At 69.3% G+C, this 18,244-nt stretch carries 14 protein-coding genes and 3 pseudogenes; 8 read left to right on the plus strand and 9 right to left on the minus strand.

Annotation, left to right across the window (positions count from 1 at the left end):
- Window positions 1-18: 18 nt before the first annotated feature.
- Entirely contained in the window at window positions 19-642 is a 624-nt protein-coding gene (locus OG395_RS36735; protein ID WP_327246781.1) for an nSTAND1 domain-containing NTPase, read from the plus strand.
- Window positions 643-663: 21 nt separating this feature from the next.
- Complete coding sequence (locus OG395_RS36740) at window positions 664-3,168, plus strand: WD40 repeat domain-containing protein (protein WP_327246782.1); 2,505 nt, start codon at window positions 664-666, stop codon at window positions 3,166-3,168.
- Window positions 3,169-3,413: 245 nt separating this feature from the next.
- On the opposite strand, the gene OG395_RS36745 is transcribed toward OG395_RS36740, so the two are convergent.
- Together OG395_RS36745 and OG395_RS36750 are read right to left on the minus strand one after the other, a co-directional pair.
- Window positions 3,414-4,691 carry a tyrosine-type recombinase/integrase gene (locus tag OG395_RS36745; protein WP_327246783.1) on the minus strand — a complete coding sequence of 426 codons (1,278 nt, stop codon included), beginning with the start codon at window positions 4,689-4,691 and terminating at the stop codon, window positions 3,414-3,416.
- Entirely contained in the window at window positions 4,684-5,001 is a 318-nt protein-coding gene (locus OG395_RS36750; protein WP_327246784.1) for a helix-turn-helix domain-containing protein, read from the minus strand. Before OG395_RS36750 ends, OG395_RS36745 begins: the two co-directional genes overlap by 8 nt.
- A 415-nt stretch (window positions 5,002-5,416) precedes the next feature.
- Between OG395_RS36750 and OG395_RS36755 the strand changes: the two genes are divergently transcribed.
- Window positions 5,417-5,641: a helix-turn-helix transcriptional regulator gene (locus OG395_RS36755; RefSeq protein WP_327246785.1), complete on the plus strand. Its 225-nt coding sequence runs from the start codon at window positions 5,417-5,419 to the stop codon at window positions 5,639-5,641.
- A 681-nt stretch (window positions 5,642-6,322) separates the two neighbouring features.
- Window positions 6,323-7,578, plus strand: a pseudogene (locus tag OG395_RS36760) (DUF3631 domain-containing protein).
- A 427-nt stretch (window positions 7,579-8,005) separates the two neighbouring features.
- Here OG395_RS36760 and OG395_RS36765 read toward each other — a convergent pair.
- Window positions 8,006-9,169 carry an IS701 family transposase gene (locus OG395_RS36765; RefSeq protein WP_327249570.1) on the minus strand — a complete coding sequence of 388 codons (1,164 nt, stop codon included), beginning with the start codon at window positions 9,167-9,169 and terminating at the stop codon, window positions 8,006-8,008.
- Window positions 9,170-9,288: 119 nt separating this feature from the next.
- On the opposite strand from OG395_RS36765, the gene OG395_RS36770 reads away from it, so the two are divergent.
- On the plus strand, window positions 9,289-9,855 hold the full coding sequence (locus tag OG395_RS36770) for a hypothetical protein (RefSeq protein WP_327246786.1): 567 nt from the start codon (window positions 9,289-9,291) through the stop codon (window positions 9,853-9,855).
- Window positions 9,845-11,542, plus strand: coding sequence for a relaxase/mobilization nuclease domain-containing protein (locus tag OG395_RS36775; protein ID WP_327246787.1), 1,698 nt, complete (start codon window positions 9,845-9,847; stop codon window positions 11,540-11,542). Before OG395_RS36770 ends, OG395_RS36775 begins: the two co-directional genes overlap by 11 nt.
- A 65-nt stretch (window positions 11,543-11,607) precedes the next feature.
- Here OG395_RS36775 and OG395_RS36780 read toward each other — a convergent pair whose 3' ends face one another.
- The 4 genes and pseudogenes from OG395_RS36780 to OG395_RS36795 all read right to left on the minus strand — a co-directional run.
- Window positions 11,608-12,186, minus strand: a complete 579-nt coding sequence (locus OG395_RS36780) for an HAD domain-containing protein (RefSeq protein WP_327246788.1) — start codon at window positions 12,184-12,186, stop codon at window positions 11,608-11,610.
- Window positions 12,187-12,220: 34 nt separating this feature from the next.
- Window positions 12,221-12,913, minus strand: a complete 693-nt coding sequence (locus OG395_RS36785) for a class I SAM-dependent methyltransferase (protein ID WP_327246789.1) — start codon at window positions 12,911-12,913, stop codon at window positions 12,221-12,223.
- A gap of 1 nt (window position 12,914) precedes the next feature.
- The gene (locus OG395_RS36790; RefSeq protein ID WP_327246790.1) at window positions 12,915-13,829 is read right to left on the minus strand and encodes an aminoglycoside phosphotransferase family protein; all 915 of its coding nucleotides are present in this window, start codon (window positions 13,827-13,829) and stop codon (window positions 12,915-12,917) included.
- Window positions 13,830-13,908: 79 nt separating this feature from the next.
- Window positions 13,909-14,596 (minus strand): annotated as a pseudogene (locus tag OG395_RS36795) (hypothetical protein); the annotation flags it as partial.
- Window positions 14,597-14,825: 229 nt separating this feature from the next.
- On the opposite strand from OG395_RS36795, the gene OG395_RS36800 reads away from it, so the two are divergent.
- Complete coding sequence (locus tag OG395_RS36800; protein ID WP_327246791.1) at window positions 14,826-16,181, plus strand: tetratricopeptide repeat protein; 1,356 nt, start codon at window positions 14,826-14,828, stop codon at window positions 16,179-16,181.
- A gap of 33 nt (window positions 16,182-16,214) precedes the next feature.
- On the plus strand, window positions 16,215-16,712 hold the full coding sequence (locus OG395_RS36805; RefSeq protein ID WP_327246792.1) for an NUDIX domain-containing protein: 498 nt from the start codon (window positions 16,215-16,217) through the stop codon (window positions 16,710-16,712).
- 98 nt (window positions 16,713-16,810) lie between these two features.
- On the opposite strand, the pseudogene OG395_RS36810 reads toward OG395_RS36805, so the two are convergent.
- Both OG395_RS36810 and OG395_RS36815 read right to left on the minus strand, forming a co-directional pair.
- Window positions 16,811-16,945, minus strand: a pseudogene (locus tag OG395_RS36810) (tyrosine-type recombinase/integrase); the annotation flags it as partial.
- Window positions 16,946-17,020: 75 nt separating this feature from the next.
- Window positions 17,021-18,130, minus strand: a complete 1,110-nt coding sequence (locus OG395_RS36815) for an ArsR/SmtB family transcription factor (RefSeq protein ID WP_327246793.1) — start codon at window positions 18,128-18,130, stop codon at window positions 17,021-17,023.
- Window positions 18,131-18,244 lie beyond the last annotated feature (114 nt).

Here is an 18,244-nt window from a genome sequence, read left to right on the forward strand (position 1 = left end):
GGCCCGGCGCTGCGTGTCGTGGCCACCGCTCGCCCCGAGTCCCTCGACACGCTTGTCACCTCGGCCACCGCCGATTCCCTCAGCGCGGGCGCCGTGCAGTTCCTCGCCCCCCTGTCTGCTCCGGGGCTCCACCGGGCGATCACCGCGCCGGTGGAGGCGGTGCCGGGCCTTTGGTACGAAGCCGGTCTGCCCGAACGGATCGTCGCGGACGCGGCCGACGAGCCCGGACGCATGCCACTCGTCGAGTTTGCCCTGACCCGCCTGTGGGAGCGGCGCGATGGATCGATGCTCACCCATGCTGCTTACGACGAGCTGGGCGGCGTCGCGGGGGCACTCGTGGGCTACGCCGAGGAAGCGGCCCGCGAACTCCTGCACCCTGACGAGGAGTTCCTCGCCCGACGACTGTTCGCGCAGATGACGCGCCCCAACGACAGCGGAGGATTCGCGCGCAGCCCCGCCCGCCTGCCCGACCTCGCTCCCGCACTGCGATCCCTCGCCCGGCGGCTGGCACCGACGAAGCTTGTTGTGCTTGGCCGCGCACCCGACGGAGAGGAGATCGCCGACCTGGCCCACGAGGCCCTGGCCACGCTTTGGCCTCGACTCAACGGCTGGCTCGTCGACTCACGTGACTTCCGGCGGTAGCAGGAGCAGCTACGGCAGGACATGCGGCGCTGGCAGGAGGAGGGGGAGGAGGACGGAGCCCTGCTGCGCGGCGGCGTCCTGGCAACGGCGTCCGACTGGCTGGCGGACCGTGCCCAGGACCTCAGCGACACCGAGCACGCCTACATCCGGCGCAGCACCCAGTACCACCGGCGCAGCATCCGCCGCCTGCGCGCCCTGGCGGCCGTGCTGACGGTGCTGGTGCTGCTGGCCGGGGGCTTGGCCGTCGGAGTCTGGCAGAGCAACAGGCATGTCGAGGCGCAGCTGCGCACACAGGCGTCCCGACTGCTGGCCTCGCTCGCCGACCGCCACTCCGCGAACGACCCCGCCCTGTCCCTCCAGCTGGGCCTCACCGCCTGGCGCACCGAAGCGACCCCCGAGTCGTACGCCGCGCTCCTTCGCCAGTACGCACGTGGGCAGCAGCTGTCAGGCAGCCACCCGGGCCTTTGGCCCGGCGTATTTACGGGCATGAGGTCCACACGGGACGGAAGGACCGTTGTCGTACAGTCCCGTCGGGACGATGGCGCATCCGCGCTTACTCTGATCACCGGTTTGGCGGGCGGCGCTCCCCGGCAGCGCCCATTGGCCGGGATCCCGGACGAGGAGGCAGGTGGCAGCGGCCTGAGCCCGGATGGCCGCTCTTACGCCTCGGCGGTGGCCGACGGCAGCGTATGGCTGTGGGACCTTACTCGGCCGGCCGCGAAGCCGCGCTACCTCGCATCCGACGACGCGGCTGGCCGCAAGGTGAACGGTGCCTCACTGGACTTCAGCAGCGACGGCCGACACGTGCTGCGGATGCTCAAGTTTTATGACGCGTCCGGCGCCAAGGACCCTCGGGAGCACTACGCCGCCGTCTCGGCCTGGGACGTCGTCACCGGGCGGCAGCTGCCGACTGCCCCCGGCCTGGTGCCAGACCAGCCGCGCCAGGTCGCCTTCACCAAGGACCCCGGCCAGGTTGTCTTCACCGCCGAACACTTGCCGCACGATGACCAACGGACGATGATCCGCGACCTCGCGACGGGCCATCAGGTCCAACCCTTCGCGGCGCGCAGCCTCACCGTGATCGCGGGGGGCGGCGAACTGCTTGTCGAGCAAGGAACCGACATCCACGACGGGACATTGCGCGTACGCGCCTCGAGCCGGTCAGGGAAGCGCACTATTACCCTGCCAGCCCCCACGGGGACAGGCGTGGACGATCTGGTCGACGCGACTGGAGAATTCGCCGTCTACCCCCACTTCGTCGAGGAAGGGGCATACTCCGAGTTCACCCTGATCGGACTGCGCACCGGCAGCGTCTACCGGACCAGAGCGCCCGCCGCCAGCTCATACGGCGGATTGTCGACCGCGAGCGTCGCCGTCTTTCCCGCTGCCGGCGACGACGATCACGTCACCGTCGTCGTCCCCACCCCGGACGTGTTGCTGACCGCCCGGGCCGTTCCACTCGACGCGGCCGCAGCAGCCCTGGTCGGTGGGGGCAGTGCCACTGAGCAGGGCGCACTGGCTCCCGACGGAAAGCACCTCGTGTTCCTCGAGGACCAGGCCCTGACCGTCGTCGACACCACGACCGGCACTACCCGTGAAACGCCATGGGACCCCGGGGCCGGCAACGTCCCACTGCCGATATGGTCAGCCGACTCCCGATGGATCGTGCTGCAACGCTCGGATGGCGGGCTCACAGCTGCTGCCGCCCACAACCCACGCACACGCATCGACCTCACATGGGAGGACACCGCCCTTCCGGCCAGGAGGAAGGGCGTGGAAGCAATTGAACCGGTGCGCGGCAGCGAGGTCGCCGTCATGACCACCGACGGCAGAGTGATGCTCGTCGACGCCGCTACCGGCAGACGCGTCGGGCCGGCGGTCCAGGTGGAACGCCGCACGGAGCAGCAGACGACGAACCCCTTCACCTATTACGGGCAACTCCGTTCTCGTCCCGGCCACTCCGACGAAATGGCGGTTGTCACCAGCGCCGGGACAGCGACCGGCACCGTCGAATTCTGGAACCTGCGCACCGGCACCCGCCTGCGTACCCTCACCACGGGCGAACTGCACCCCCGCTTCGAGGCGACTGCGCCGACACCGCTCGTGTTCACTCCCGACGGCCGGCGCTTCATGACACGCAACGCAGACGGATTCCTGCACCGCTGGGACGTGGACGCGGGCAAGGAAGTGGGGCGCGCACTGGCGGCGGCGGGAGCCCACCTGTCTGATCTGATCGGCTTTGGCCCGCGCGACACGCTGGTCACCCTGGGCAGCGACACCGTGTATGAGGTGCAGTTCTGGGACTTGGAGAGCGGGCTGCTGCTGACCAGCCATCCGACGGGCAGGCCGCTCGGCATCACCGTACGCGACCACCGCCTGATGATCGCCGGTCGTGACTGGTACCAGAACCTGGACCTCCTGTCCGACGCCATAGCGGACACCCTGTGCGCGGGCGTGGGCCGGGACTTCACCCCTGCGGAACGCGCGTTGCTTCCTGCGGGTTCCAGGCGATCCGGGCCGTGTTGAGCAGCGGCGGGGCGCCAGGGTAAGAAAACCGGGTCAGCGCCCCGCATCCGTTCGGCTTGCTCGTCGCTGCAGTCGGTCAAGGCGTCGACAAGATCGGCTCGACACGAACCTCAACGCGCATGTGATCCCCATATTGTTGCGCTCCGGGCCTTGGCGGTCTCAACCATGGTCGGGCGCGGCCGGACGCGAAGGGGACGTCTTCGCTCAACCTCTCTGCGGAGAAGCGGGACGAGGCGCAGAGGAGCCTATGCGGCGGCTCGATATCGTCGGCCGATTGCCCTGCGGGCCTTCTCGACGGCTCCCGCTACCCGGTGGACGTATCGACGCAGGGTGAAGGCAGGATCCTCATGCCCGAGCAGGTCAGCGAGCGTGTAGACATCTACGCCCTGATTGATCGCCTCCGAGGCGAATAGATGCCGGAGGGCGTGCATCATCTTGTCGCGGCACTCCTCCCACTTGCGGCCCTTGCCGACCGGCTCGTCGTTCACCGCCTTGATGACGCCGATGGCCTCAAGGGCCGCCTTCCACAGGTAGTTGAAGTAGTTCTTGTTGAGCGCCTTGCGCTCTCGCGTGGTGAAGATCAGACGCACGGTGACCAGTTCGCCGTCCCTCTCCAGCCATGGCAGTGTGACCTCGACCGGAGGGAACTCCTGCATGTGCTTGCGCAGGCGCGTCGCCAGGTCTTCGTCGAGGGGGACGTAGCGGTCCTTCGGATCGTCTTTGGTGCCGCCCTTGGGTGGAGCGAAGACGAGGGTGCCGCAGTGATGCGTGATCTGCCGGCAGATCTGGACGGTCTTGTCGTCCACCGACCAGTCCGCGTCGTCCGGGCTGAAGCCGAATATCTCGCCCTGCCGCATCCCGAGCCCTCGACCGCAGTCGACCGTGGCCTGATATCGGTCGGGCAGCTGCTTGCGCAGGTCGTCCGTCTGCTCCCAGGAGAGAGGCACATCTTTGGCCGGCTTCTTCGACCGCCTGGGCTTCACGCGCTTGACCGACCCGGTCTCGCAGGGGTTCTTCGGGATGAGGTCGTCGTCTACCGCCATGGCGAGGATTGACGACAGGTGGTTGAAGATCAGGCCGACTGTGGTCTCGTCGAGGACCAGTAGCCGGCGCTTGATCCACGTCTGGACCGTGGACGCCTTGACCTCCCGCAGCTTGAGATCCCCCAAGGACCCGATGATGTGGTTACGGACGCGGGATTCGTACTGGTGGTACGTCCTGGGGTTGCCGAACGTCTGGTTCGCAAGCCACTGCTCAGCGATCGTTTTGAGTAGCGTGTCGCTCTTCTTCGGGGCGATATACGTGCCTTCGTCGACGGCCCCGAGCATCCGCGTCAGATGTTGGCGCGCGTCCTCGTAGCGATCGAAGCTCTCGCTCTGCTGCTGCCCTTCGGGGTCGCGCCACCGGGCCAGCCATCTTTTTCCGCGTCCGTGTTCACGGGACGGCACCTTGCCGTGGGCCTTGCACTTCTCGTCGCCGGGTTGCGGGCGCTTCTTGTGCCAGCGGTCGTACGGCTCAGCCAAGAAGGGCCTCCTGTATGCGGTTGAAGGTCTGGGCTGCAGAGTGGGAGACGGCATCGTGACCCGCCCACTGGGGCAGTAGAGCCCCTGGGGATACGCCGAGGGCGGCGGCGATGGCGACCAGGTCGTCGACGTCGCAACGGCGACGACCGCGTTCGGTGCGGCTTACGGCGATGTTGGTCATCGGGCGCCCCAGGGCAGTGCAGTGCTCGGCGGGCTGCCGCTGGGTGAGGCGGCACGCCACACGGGCCGCCTCGATATTGCGGGCGGTGCCGATTCCGGCCGGTCCGATTTCGATGGGGTAAGTAGCCATGACGGATAGCTGTAACTCAAAATCGGCGGGCATGGCAATAGTTAGTTCTAAAACTCTACAGAACTTGCAGGTGCGGGGTACTTCGGCAGGAACGGGTGGTTCGGTTTATCGAGAATCGGGTGGTAAAGTCCCGCGCCGCTGCGGCGGTTCCAGGTATTGGCGGTCATCGCAGAGGCTTCTGGCCTGCCGCTTCCGCGGCGACGGATCGCTGAGTACCTGCGGGGATTTTCGAGGGAGAACCGGATGGGCGGGCGAACTTTTTGGTCAACCGGCGATTCGCCCTTACGGTTATGCCCTCTTCGGTCGGCCCGCCATTCGAGTCGGCCACAGAATTCCCAGAGATGCATGTGGACGGAGCCCGAAGCGTGTGGCTTTCTTGCCCATGCCCGTTGCCTGCAACCGATATGGAGTGGCCTTGCCCAACGAATTCCCTCGCCCCGCCACGGCCGCCGCGCGCGGCCCGCTCGCCACGCCCGCTGAGATCGCCGCCTACCTCGGGGTGCCGGTGAAGACCCTCTACCAGTGGAAGTACCGGGGTATCGGCCCGAAGGTCCACAAGGTCGGTCGGCACCTGCGCTACCGCTGGCGCGAGGTCGACATCTGGCTCGACCAGCGGACCTCGTACGACCTCACGGCATGACTCACGGGGAAACAGAGCGGCCCTTGGCGCGCCAACGCCGGGGCCGGAGATTCCCCTACGCATTGCCCATCCCTGAACGACTGAGCCGGTGAGGGGTGGGACCTAGCCCGTCCTGCCCCTCACCAGAGAGGAACGTCTATGGAGGACCCTACGTCCTCACGCGCTTCGAGTGCATCCGCCAACGCGGAAACCAGGCCCAAGGTTGTCTGGCCGCCCGTGGCGGTCCCCGGACAGGGGACGGTCCCGCGCAACGGCGACCGTGCCGAGTCGCGGTCCCCTCGCCACGGGACCAGCGACGGTCCCCACAGGGGGGACGGTCCCCTGGGTCCGGATGCCGGGGACCAACCGCACCACGGTGTTGCTCCGCTCTCGCCGAAGGACGCGCCCTGGCCCCACGACCAGGCACGGGCCACGGAGCAGATATCCGGTGACGAGGAAGAGATGCAGGCCAGCGGCGTGCGGACCGGACCGCTGGCTGCGGACCATGCCGGTCCGGGCGGACCAGTGTCCTACCCGAAGGCGGACGATGAGCCTGGTCCCGTTCCCCTGATCCCCAATGTAGGGACCGGTCCCCAGGGCGCGGGCATTGCACCAGGGGACCGTGCAGCAGGGGACCGTGGTCCCCGACGGGCTGCGGGGACCGACGGTCCCGTGGGGACCGAGCAGGTACAGAGTGGGACCGTGGTCCCGGATGACGGTTTGGGGTCCGGGGACCGTGGGGGTGTAAGCGTCGAGGCGACCGGTGACGGGGCCGTGCTGCTGGATGAGCTGCAGGCGGCGATCGGTCGGTACGTAGTGCTGCCGAGTGAGGAGGCCCTGACGGCGGTCACCTTGTGGGTGGCGGCCTCGCACATCCAGCCCGCCCTTCAGCACGCGCCGCGTCTGGCGGTGGTGGGGCCGACCAAGGGGTGCGGCAAGTCCCGTGTCCTGGATGTGCTCCACGAGACCGTGCACCAGCCGATGATGACGGTGAACACCTCACCGGCGGTGGTCTTCCGCGTCATAGGCAAGAACCCGCCGACGCTGCTGGTGGACGAAGCCGACACCATCTTCGGCCCCAAGGCGGGCGAGAAGGAGGACCTGCGCGGCCTGCTGAACGCCGGGCACCAGCGCAATCGGCCCGCCTGGCGCATCTCCGGACCGGAGCACAAGCCGACGGCGTTTCCCACCTTCGCCATGGCCGCGCTGGCCGGGATCGGCGACCTGCCCGACACGATCATGGACCGGGCGGTCGTACTTCGCATGCAGAAGCGCAAGCCGGGTGAGCGGATCACCCCGTTCCGCTCGCGGTACTCCGTGCCTGACTGCACGCAGTGCGTGACCGGCTGGCCGCGTGGCTGACGCCGCTGCGTGGCACGGCTGCCGGTCTGGTGCCAAAGATGCCGGTTGAGGACCGGGCTGCGGACACCTGGGAGCCGCTGGTCATCGTCGCCGACCTGGCCGGCGGCCACTGGCCCACCAGCGCCCGCGTCGCCTGCTTGGCGATGACTCGGCACGAGGCCGTCCAGGACGAGCAGACGACCCTGAAGACGCGGCTGCTGCGTGATATCCGCCGCATCTTCGAACAGGAGGGCAACAAGGAGGCCCTGCGCTCGCAGGATCTGCTGGCCGCTCTCCTGGCAGATGCTGAATCTCCGTGGCCGGACTACGGCACCAAGGGGCTGACCGCCTTCCACCTGTCGGCGCTGCTCAGGGACTTCGGCATCCGCCCGGCGAACTATCGCTTCGAGCAGGGCCGTCAGGCCAAGGCGTACGCCCGCAACCAGTTCCTCGACGCCTGGGCCCGCTACTGCCCCGACCCCGCCCAGCCGGCCCCCGCAGCCGGGCACGAGTTCACGCCCGTACGCCCAGCCCAGGGCAAGCCGCCCGCCCCTCCGACCGGGCCGCTGCCCGTCGGCCCGCCCGGCGGCACCGTAGGTCCCAAGCCCGCCCGCTGACCCACCCCCTGGGTCCGTCTCAGTCCGTCGCATCCGTCCCCGCGCAGGTCAGCGCGGGGACGGACTTCCTCGCCGGGACGGAGTTAGCCGTACCTGCGGCCGAGTCCGTACCTGTCCTGACCAGCCACGGGACGGCTGCGACGGACGTGACGAAGCCCTGCCCACATGCCACCGGAGCACCACCATGCACGACAACAACACGGACGACACCCCCTCCCGCCACCGCAGGGGACTGTTCAGGCTGGCCCGCCGAACAGCAGCAAGCTGGAGCGAACGAGCCTCTAATACTGCAACCGCATGTGGGGGTCATGGCCTCGGCGTTGGTAGTGGCAGCGGCGGGCTCGGGCTTGGCTGCGGCGTCGGAAGTGTGACCAGTGCAGACGGTGCTCGTTGGAATGGCAGTGGGGCGTGATGACGACGTGCCCGATCAGTCGGCGGATCTCCGGGACGCTGAGGGGTATGAGGTCTTGCTCGTCGTTTCCGCTGCCCCTTTTGCGGCTTCTGCGGCGCGGATGGCGGTCAGGTAGGCGAGGGCGGCCATTGCCAGGGTGATGTGCCGGTACCAGGCCCGGTAGAGACGGACCTGATAGTGGTCCAGACCGCACTCTCCCTTCGCGATCTGGAAGCATTCCTCCACCTGCCAACGTGCGCCAGCGGTCCTGACCAGGTCTTTCAGCCGGGAGGTGACGGGGCCGTAGCAGACGTAGTAGGCGATCTCGGTGGGGTCGCTGATGCTGCGGCGGGCCAGGACCCAGTGCCCGAAGCCGTCCTCCCATGCCGGGCGGATTGCGATCCGGGCCCAGTCGTAGAACCGCTGGCCGTGCGCGCCCGCACCAGCGGAGATCCGTTTCCATGCCTGCCGGGGCACGGCGGTGACCAGGTCGCGGACCTCGGCGTCCGTGCCGCCGGTGGTGGGCACGGTGTCGTTGACCTTGGTGGCCAGGACGTAGGCGACGTGTCGTTCCTCCAGCCAGGCCCGCATGTGTTTGACCTGGCCGTATGCCTCATCCGCGGTGACCCAGGCGAAAGGGACGCGTGCGTCGATCGCGCGTTGCAGCATCCACTTGAAGTGCTCGATCTTCGTGGCGAAGGGCACCTCGTCACCGATCCCCGCCGCCCGGCACCGTTCCCTGTCATCCGTCCAGGAGACAGGGATATACAGCTCGCGGTCGATCAAGGCCCGGCCTGCGGCGGAGGCGTAGGCCAGGAACGTGCCGATCTGGCAGTTCTCCGTGCGCCCGGCCGTTCCGGAGTACTGCCGCTGGACCCCGGCCGACTTGACGCCCTTCTTCAGGAAGCCGGTGTCGTCCCCGATCAGTACCGCGTCCTTGCTGCCGATCGTCTCGACGATGAAGTCGCGCACATCGTCGCGGACCGCGTGCTCGTCCCAGTCGGCGAAGTTCAGCAGCCGCTGGAAACCGTCCGGGCGACGCTGGCCGGCCTGCTCAGCCAGCGTCCACCCATTCTTCCTTTCCAGCGGCGCGAGCAACGTGGACAGGTAGTCCAACGCCCGCTCACGTGGCTCCGATCGGCCAAAACGTCCCGCAAACCGGGCATGAAGCCCGGCTATCCCATCGGACCAGCCCTCGATCTGCGCGACCGTCAGCGATTCATCACACAGTCAGCCCAACGACCAAAACGACGACCCGTCACGCCACATGCGGTTGCAGTACTAACGAGGCTTCGTCCGCGCTTGCCTCCGCCCCAGGGGTGGCGGAGGAGGAGGCCGGGCACCAGGGGGCGCCCGAGCCAGAGGAGGGCACAGCCAAGACCAGTGGTCCGCCCGCGGCCGACTCCGTCGCCCTGCGCACCCAGCCGCCGACCGACATACGACCGCCCACCGAACAGCCTTCCTGGCGGGATCCCGACGCCCCCATCCTGCCCGCGCTGATGAACCGCAAGCGCACCGTCGAGAAGCGCGAGACCATCCGCTTCACCCCGACCGCGGTCCGCCTGATCAGCGCCGCCGCCCACCAGCGCGGTCAGAAGTTCGCCGGATTCGTCGGCGACGCCGCGCTCGCCGTTGCCCTCGGCAAGGCGGGGCTGGTGGGCAGCCCGGAGGACGATCCTCTCCGCCCGCTGATCGAGGCCGTCGAGGCACACACGGTCGCGCTGAACCGCATCGGCAGCAACCTCAACCAGATCACCGCAGCCATCTACCGAGGAACAGTGCCCGAGCATGCCGAGACGGTGCTGGACCGCGTCGAGCAAGCGGCCCAGAGCAGCTACCGACTGATCGACCAACTCCTGGCGGAGGGCGCTGCACATGGTGCCTGACGTCTCCACCGGCTCCGACACCCGCGGACTGATCGTCTACCTCTTCGGCCCCGGCCGCCGCGACGAGCACACCGACCCTCATATCGTCGCTGCCTGGGACATGGCCGGCGCCCCCGACCCCGGCCGCGACAGCGAGGCCAGCTACACCCTGCTCGCCAAGCGCCTCGACCACCACGTCGACCTGCGCACCCGCGAACTGGGCGGCAAGAAACCACCTCAGCATGTCTGGCACTGCCCGGTCCGCACCGCGCCCGGCGACCGCTACCTCACCGACGCCGAGTGGGCCGAGGTCTCCCGCCGCGTCGTTCACGCAGCCGGCATCGCCCCCGAGGGGGACGAGAAGGCATGCCGTTGGATCGCGGTGCGTCACGCCGACGACCACATTCACATCATGGCCACCACCGTCCGCGCCGACGGACGCCGCCCCCGCACCCACCGCGACGGACAGCGGGCCCAAGCCGAGTGCCGCAAGATCGAAGCCGAGTTCGGGCTGCGCCGCCTGAAGTCCGGCGACCTCACCGCTCCGCGCACGCCCACCGGCGCCGAACGCGCCAAGGCCGATCGCCAGGGCCAGACGGTCACAGCGCGGCAGTGGTTGCGCGAGCAGGCGTACACGGTCGCCGCCGGCATACGGACCGAAGCCGACTACTTCACCGTGCTGCAATCCCTGGGCATCAAGGTCAAGACCCGCCTCGGCCCCGAGACCGGTGAGGTGATCGGTTACAGCCTCGCTGCACCTGGTGACACCAACGCGGCCGACGAACCCGTCTGGTACGGCGGCTCGAAACTCGCACCCGACCTGTCCATCAACCGCCTGCGCGAACGGCTCGCCACCCAGGAAGTGGCCGACCGCGCACAGCACGTGGCGGATCCCAACACGCCATGGTGCCGCGCCGAGAGCGCCCTCAACGCGGCATGCACCATCCTCAGCTCGGCGGACGACCCCGCGGCCCAGGGCCACCTGGATGCCTTCGGCGACGCCCTGCACAACATGGCTCTCGCCACACCTGGCCGACACAGGCACGAATTGGTGGCGGCAGCCGGGGCGTTCAACCGGGCTCGCCGCTCAACGATCCGGGCCGACCACCAGGCCGCTACCGCGCTGCGACAGGCCGCCAAGGAACTCGCTTATGCCTCCAGCGAGCCAGGCGGGCTCGCCATAGCCGTGCTCTTCGCGGCCCTGCACTTGACCCGCGCCGCTGCCAAGTGGCACGAGCAACGCGACCACGACCAGCAGGCGGCAGCAGCCGAGGAAGCGTTCCGCCACCTCCAGGCGGGTTACCAGCAGGCCGCCGCACCGGTCTTGGCGGACCTCGCCCGCCGCGCTCCACGCGCCACAACCGCCAACCGTTTCGAGCAGGACCTTCGCGCGGCCCTTCCCGACCACGCCGACCGCGTCCTCGCCGACCCCTCGTGGGCCGCCCTGACAACGCCCCTCGCCCGCGCCGAGACTGCCGGCCACAACCCCCGGCACCTCCTGGCCACGGTCGGCACCCAGCGAGAACTCGGCAGTGCCGAGCGCCCAGCCGAGGTTCTCAACTGGCGCATCACCGCTCAACCGAACAGGCGGGCTCAAGCGGCTCGCAGGCGAAGCACCGTCAGTGGGACATCGTCCATGTCCGCCACGCCGTACCCACCGGCCACTCCAGTAGCCATGAGGCCCGGAGAGCGCGGTCGGCACCGCTGACCCCGGTCAGATGCCCTCGCCAAGCGTCGTGGCGGGGGCATCGGCCCTTCTGCCCCGGATTCGCGTCAGGCTGCTTCGGTTTCGCTCGGAGCAGCAGGTGCAGCAGTCCGCACAGCGAGCAGCCGCCCTGCCCACGCCCGGGCCTCGGTCAAGTGTTCAGCCTGGAGTCCGGCACGGGGGTCAGGTTGGATCAGGAGGGTCGCCGCGCCACGGGCGGTGCGCTCTGCGGCCCAGGCGTGGTCGAGGCTGGTGAAGTCGTCGTCGATCCACACAGCGGGGGCGTCGCCCAGCCAGGCGTCGACGTGGTCGCGCTTCCACAGGTAGCCGTTGGGGTGGCTGGTGGTGATCTGGGGACGCGGCAGGTCGACGTGCGGCAGAGGCGGGAGGTCGAGGAGCGGACCGATCAGGGTGGTGGCGTCCTGCCGCCAGCTGGTGCACCAGACGGGGGTGACCAGGCCGGTACGGATCACGTCCATGAGCAGGCGGCCGTGGTCGGGGTTGAGCCAGACGGTGACTGGGTTGTCGGCGCTGCGGTCGGTAGGGACGACGTCGTGGCGGGCGTGGGTGGCCGGGGTCGAACCGTCCGCGTCGGGGAAGGGTATGAGGATGCCGTCGATGTCGAGGAGCAGGTAGGGCGTGCGCATCGGTTCCTCCAGGGGAAGCCGGGGCGAATGGCTGTCAGAGCTTGCGAGCGCGGATCAGCAGGGTGGTGGGCCAGTGGCCCATGCGGGCGTCGTAGAACTCCTGGGCCGACGTGAGCCAGAAACCCGCCTGGCTGAGGTGCTTCTCCCACCGGTCGGTGGAGAACTCCCAGCGGGCGATGGGGAGCCGGTTGCGGTCGGGAAGAGTGACGTAGTCGCGGCGGGGCCGGTCGTCGCCGGAGGGGCTTCGGCCTCCGCGTTGCGGGTGAGGGATGGAGAAGGCGAGCATCCGACCGGGCTTGAGGTGCTCCGCGATGGCCGGCAGCAGGAGCTCGGGCGCGACGAGCCCGACGGCGCCGAAGACGGAGTAGATCGCGTCGAACTGCTCGTCGGAGGCTTGGAGGTAGTGCAGGGAGTGGCCGGCGACGAAGGTGAGGTTGTTGAGCCTTCCGTAGTGGGAGCGGGCGCGGCGGACCTGGAGTCCGACGAGGTCGATGCCGGTGACGTGGGCGCCGTGGCGGGTGGCGAGGTGGGCGGCGTTGTGGCCGGGGCCGCAGCCGAGTTCCACCACCCGCTTGCCGCGTAGGTCCGCGCCGAGGATCTCGGCTCCGGGTCCTTGGCCGGGCCGGGTGGTCCACTCCATCCGCGCAGGCACGGACAGCGGTTCGGCGAGTCCGACGGCGGTCCGCTGGACGGCGTGGACGTGCCACGGGGATGCCTGGGCGAGCACGTCAGATCTCCAGGAGGTGGAGGACGTCGGTGAGGTGGCGGCGGACGGCCTTGATGTAGGCGGGGTCGGTGGCCGGGTCGTTGATCCAGCGGATGGACTGCTCCATGAACCACTCGACGGCCCACATGCGGTGCCAGCCCAGGGCCCAGTTCTCGGCGGTGAGCCCGCCGCGCTTGGCGAGGGCGTCGGGGGTGCCGCCGGCGGTCACGTACTGCTCCAGCAAGACGCGTAGGCGCAGGGGGTGCGGGGGTTCGGTGGTGCCGTGCCAGCTGGCGAGGTCGAGCAGGCTGGGGCCGGTGAAGGCGCGGGCGAAGTCGAGCAGCCGCCAGCCTCCCTGCTGTCCGATGTGGAGGCTGGTGGGGTGGAACTCGGAGTGCACCCAGCCGAACGGCGCCAGCGTCGCCCCGGCCGAGCGGGCCCCGGCGGCCTGGGCGATCCGGTCGAGAGCGTCCTCGACGTCGTCCGCGTCCTGCCACCGCTCGGCCTTGCGCAGCCTGCCGAGGTGCTCCAGCGCGCGGGCCGGCAGCGTTCGCAGCCGCTCCTGGTCGAGTACGGGCAGGGCGGGAGCCGTACGGGTGCCGTGCAGGACCACGGCCGCGGCGACGCCGTCGAGGTCGTCGGCCTCGCGGACGGCGGGACCGAGGTCCTCCATGAGCATGCCGAGCCAGCCGTCGAGGACGGCGGAGGCGTGGACCTGGGGGACGGGGACGCCGAGGGTGTGGGCCAGGCGGAGGGCCTGGTCCTCGTTGTCGAAGGGCTTCTTGGCGTACTTGAAGATGGCCGTGGCACCGTCGGGGAAGGTCACGCGCTCGACGCCGGACATGGACCACACGCGCACCTCCTCCTGTACGGCGGTAGCCCGGCCGGCCACGGTGAGCAGGTTGTCGAGGAGTTCGGCGCTGGGGTTCGTGGTCACGTGAGGGCTCCGGGGATGTTGAGGCGTCCGGGGCGGGCGAGAAGTGCCGGCCCGCCCCGGAGCCTGATCGGGTGGGGGGCTACGCGGCGGGGTTCACGCGGTGGGCGTAGACCTGCTCGATCCAGACCGCCTTGAACGCGGCAAGGTCGTCACGGAAGTTGGCCATCGAGGCACCGTAGGGCGCCACGACGCCGCCGGTCTGGTCCGGCACGGACTGGCAGCCGTGCACGAGCCGTCCACCGAGCGCGGCGTGGGCCTTGATGGACTCGATCCGGCGGTGCTCGTTGAACCAGCCGCCGTGGTAGACCTCGTCGAGCATCCCGCCCATCTCGTCGTCCAGGTCGAAGACGACGGAGGTGGCGGCGGGGAAGAACCAGCACGGGCCGACGTTGGAGATGTGCCCGTCCAGCTCGACCTTGTTGAGCGCCATGAGCGTGGCCGCCTCGCGGAGCATTCGCAGGTGATCAGCGGTGATCAGCGGTGATCAGCGGTGATCAGCGGTGATCAGCGGTGATCCGCGGCAGGTCGAGGCCGGCCAGGTGCTCGTCACGGAAGAGGAACGCGTACACCTCGTACGCGGTGACGAGTACGCGGGCGGCGTCGGACGTGGACTCGCCGTGGTTCTTGATGAAGTCGAGCGCGAGCTGCTCGACCGCGCTCTCGGTCGTCTCGTCCACGTCCAGGAGCTGGGCCTTGACCAGCTCCCAGTCGGCGACGAGCCACGTGTTCGACTCGAAACGGAAGAAGTACTCGGCCGGGTCGATAGTGGTCACCGTGTCTCCGTCTCTGTTCGGCCGGGTCCGGGCATAGAAATGCCCGAACCCGGTGTGGGTGTACGGAACTTCGGAGTGCCGCCCGGACCAAGGGGGAGCCTGGATCACGGTCGCGCCGTTCCGGGCGGCTGCTGACAAGTGAACCGGTGGTCACGCTCAGTGGGTACGGTGGAGGGCAGTTGAAGCGGTATACGCGGTTTACAGCTCCGGAGTGGAGGCGATCGTGGCGGCGCAGAGAGAACCCAATTCCTGCCTGCGCGATGCCGTCGACGCGGTCGGCTGCACCTACGAGGCTCTCGCCAGGGACGTGCGGCGCATCGCCGCCGAGAACGGCGAGATCCTCCAGACCAACAAGTCGGCCATCTCCCACTGGGTGAACGGCACCCGCGCGCCGTCCGGGCAAGTGGGCCAGTACCTCGCCGAGTCACTGTCCCGCCGAGCGAGACGCACGATCACCCAGACCGAGATCGGCCTCCGCGCAGCCGACGCCGAAGAGCCGGCGGAATCTGATCCCGTTCTCGCTGTCACCGACCTCGGACGCGCCGACGTCGAGCGCCGCCGCTTCCTCGCCATCGCGGTCTTTACCACAGCCGGCGTCGCGATGCCGCTCGGCTACGACCACGAGGCCACCGCCCGAATGCTCCGTGCCCGTACCGGCGCATCCTTGATCGGCGTGGAGGACGTGGACGTCGTACGACAGATCACCACGGCCTTCAGCGCCGCAGACGAGCGCCTCGGCGGCGGTCACGGCCTAACCACCGTCACCGCCTACCTCGCCGACACCGCCGCACCCATGCTGCGCGGACGTTTTCCCAGCGAAGCCTTACGCCGGGCAGCCTTCGGTGCGGTCGCCGAACTCGCCTACCTCGCAGGGTGGAAGCACCACGACCTGGGCCAGGAGGGGGCCGCCCAGCGCTACTACCAGGTCGGCTACCAGCTCGCCTGCGAAGCCGACCCCCATGGCCACGCAGCCTGGATGATGCGCGCCCTCGCCCACCAGGCCCTCAGCCTCAAGCAGCCCCACCACTGCATCGAACTCGCCGAAGCCGCCCTCGCCCAAGGCGCCGACCACATCGACGGCCAGACTGAAGCCCTCCTCCACATCACCCACGCCCGCGCCTACGCGGCCGTCAACGAGCACCCCTTGGCCGCACGTGCCCTACTCGCCGCCGAAGACGCGCTCCTACGTGACGACGCCCCCCAGCCCAGCTACTCCCGCGTCAGCGGTCCCGCCGCCGGCACCGTGGCCAGTCACACCGCCCGCACGCTGACCGACCTCGCCGACCACGTCGGCACCGAACAGCAGCACCGGGACGCCCTCACTCGCTGGGACCCCAAGAAGTACAAGCGCGTCCACGCCCTCACCCACGCCGACCTCGGCGACAGCCTCGCCGCCCAGGCCCGCGCCGACGAAGCCGTCGCCGCCTGGACACAGGCCCTGGTCCTCATGGAGGGCATGACCTCCGACCGCACCCGCAAAGCGATCACCTCAATCCGCTCCACGCTCGCGGTCTACCAGCGGCGCAAAGTCACCGGCGCCGCAGATCTCGCCCGCCGCGCCCGCGAAACCCTCGCCTAACATGCCCGACAACCGTCCGACGAAGGGAACCCCGTGACCCAGCAGACCGACGACCAGCCGAAGGCCCTCAAGCCGGCGCTTGAATCGATGACCCTGCTGGTCGCCGCAGTCATCGTCCACGACAAGGCCACCAACCGCGTCGTCCTCCTCCAACGCAGCGACCAGGCCAAGTTCGCCCAGGGCATGTGGGACCTGCCGGTCGGCAAGAGCGAACCCGGCGAGCAGATCACCGAGACCGCAGTCCGTGAGCTCTACGAAGAGACCGGCCTCACAGTGAAGCCCGGGTCCCTCAAGGTCGCCCACATCATCCACGGAGCCTGGGGCGTCGAAGCCCCCAGCGGCTTCCTCACCGTCGTCTTCACCACCCACGAATGGGCCGGCGAACCCGAGAACCGCGAACCCCGCAAGCACGCGCAGGTCCGCTGGGTCGACGCAGACGCAATTCCCGAGAACTTCGTAGACACCACCTCAAGCGCCCTACACCGATACCTCGCGGGCGGCACACAGATCTCCCTTGCCGGCTGGCGATAAAGTCCCAGAGGCCGAGGAAGCGACGGGGTCGTCCAGGAGCCAGCTGATGTGGTCGGTGCTTCGACTCGTGGTAGCTGCCGCCCTATTGATGGCCCAGCGCTCGCGCCGCCGGCGATGAGAGCGGAGGCGTAGAAGTGCCGCAAGTCGTGGGTCACCATGTGCCGCAGTTCGACGGGCTTGCGGCCCTTGCGCTCGGCTGCCTCGTTCTCCGCCTGCTGGCGCGCATTGCGTGCGCCCTTTTCCGGCCTGTGTGAGGGCCTCCTCGCCTGCTCGCCGCATGCCCGTATCTCTGGCCGGAGCGCCCCCAGTCAGCGGAACAGCGCCGTGAGGAGGTCTTCGCCGATGCGGCGCACCGAGTCCAGATCCAGTTGGTAGTAGGCGCGGCGGCCTTCGCGGTCGACCGTCACGAGGTCGGCCTCGCGCAGCCGCGCGAGGTGCCTGGAGACCTGGGGCAGGGTCATGCCGCTTCGGGCCGCCAGTTCGGACGGGGTGAGCGGTTCGCGTGCGATGGCCCGCGCGATGCGCTGCCGGGCGGGGTCGCGCAGGACGTCGAGGCGCCGGTTCACCGCCGCGTAGCCGGGCCGGGCGCCGCCCTCGGGCAGCAGCGGGTACTGGACGACGGCAGCCGCCCCGGGCTCGTGCTTGACCAACAGATGGGGACGGCCGAAGACGGACGGCAAGACCAGCAGCCCGGTGGTCGCGACGTTCACGATGCCGTGGTGGAACTTGTCGAAGACCACTCGCGGCGGTCCACTGCGGTACGACGCCGACGGGTCAAGTCCGGCCAGTGCCTCGCCGGGGCCGTCGTGCGCGAGATCGGTCCGCAGCGCGGGCAGGTGCGCGCCGATGGTGCGGGCCGCCCGTAGGAGGTCCGGCTCCAGGGCGTCGGCGGCATCGGCCAGCAAAGCCAGCAGGTCGTCGCGAAGTGCCTCGGGGTCGTCGAAGAGCCGCCGGGCGAGTTCGGCGCGGGTCGTGGAGCGCAGCTCGGCGGCGGCCAGCAGGTTCTCGCGCTGCGCGGAATCATGAAGTACCCGCTCCAGTGGCGCGCCGGAGTTGCCGCCGCGCACCGCGTAGCCTGTGAGCTCGGCAAAGCGTGGAAGGGGTAGGTCCGCGATGGCCGCCAGCTCGGCGTCGAACGGACGGTCCGCGTCGGCACTCATCGGCAGCAGGTAGCGGGCCCGGTACGAGGCCCACAGCGGGGCCCAGCCCATGATGCGCAGCCGTAGGCCGGGGTCGAGGGCAGTGCCCGGTTCGTCCGGGGAGTCCTCGGTGTCCAGGCCGCGCGCCCAGCGAACCGTGCCCAGATGGTGCTCGGCCTCCGTATAGGCATGCAGCGCGGCGGTCAGCTCAGCGAGCGGCGACGCACCTACGGAGATGTCGGTCGGGGCGGCTCCGGACAACTGCAGGACCACGCTCATGGCCACCTCCTGTTCACGGGAACGCCGACTGTCGCTTACCGCGACCGCGGTAACCATAGTCACAGCTCCTCGGACAGCTCCTAGTGTTTCGCCAGCCCCAGTACGCCGTACCGG

The organism is Streptomyces sp. NBC_01320 (assembly GCF_035974375.1).
In the GTDB taxonomy this organism is placed as follows: domain Bacteria; phylum Actinomycetota; class Actinomycetes; order Streptomycetales; family Streptomycetaceae; genus Streptomyces; species Streptomyces yanii.

What these genes read in the sequence shown, in the direction of transcription:
- OG395_RS36740 (WP_327246782.1), top strand. Translation starts at nt 664, where the DNA reads ATGCGGCGCTGGCAGGAGGAGGGGGAGGAGGACGGAGCCCTGCTGCGC.
- OG395_RS36750 (WP_327246784.1), bottom strand. Translation starts at nt 5,001, where the DNA reads ATGGCTACTTACCCCATCGAAATCGGACCGGCCGGAATCGGCACCGCC.
- OG395_RS36775 (WP_327246787.1), top strand. Translation starts at nt 9,845, where the DNA reads ATGGTGCCTGACGTCTCCACCGGCTCCGACACCCGCGGACTGATCGTC.
- OG395_RS36780 (WP_327246788.1), bottom strand. Translation starts at nt 12,186, where the DNA reads ATGCGCACGCCCTACCTGCTCCTCGACATCGACGGCATCCTCATACCC.
- OG395_RS36815 (WP_327246793.1), bottom strand. Translation starts at nt 18,130, where the DNA reads ATGAGCGTGGTCCTGCAGTTGTCCGGAGCCGCCCCGACCGACATCTCC.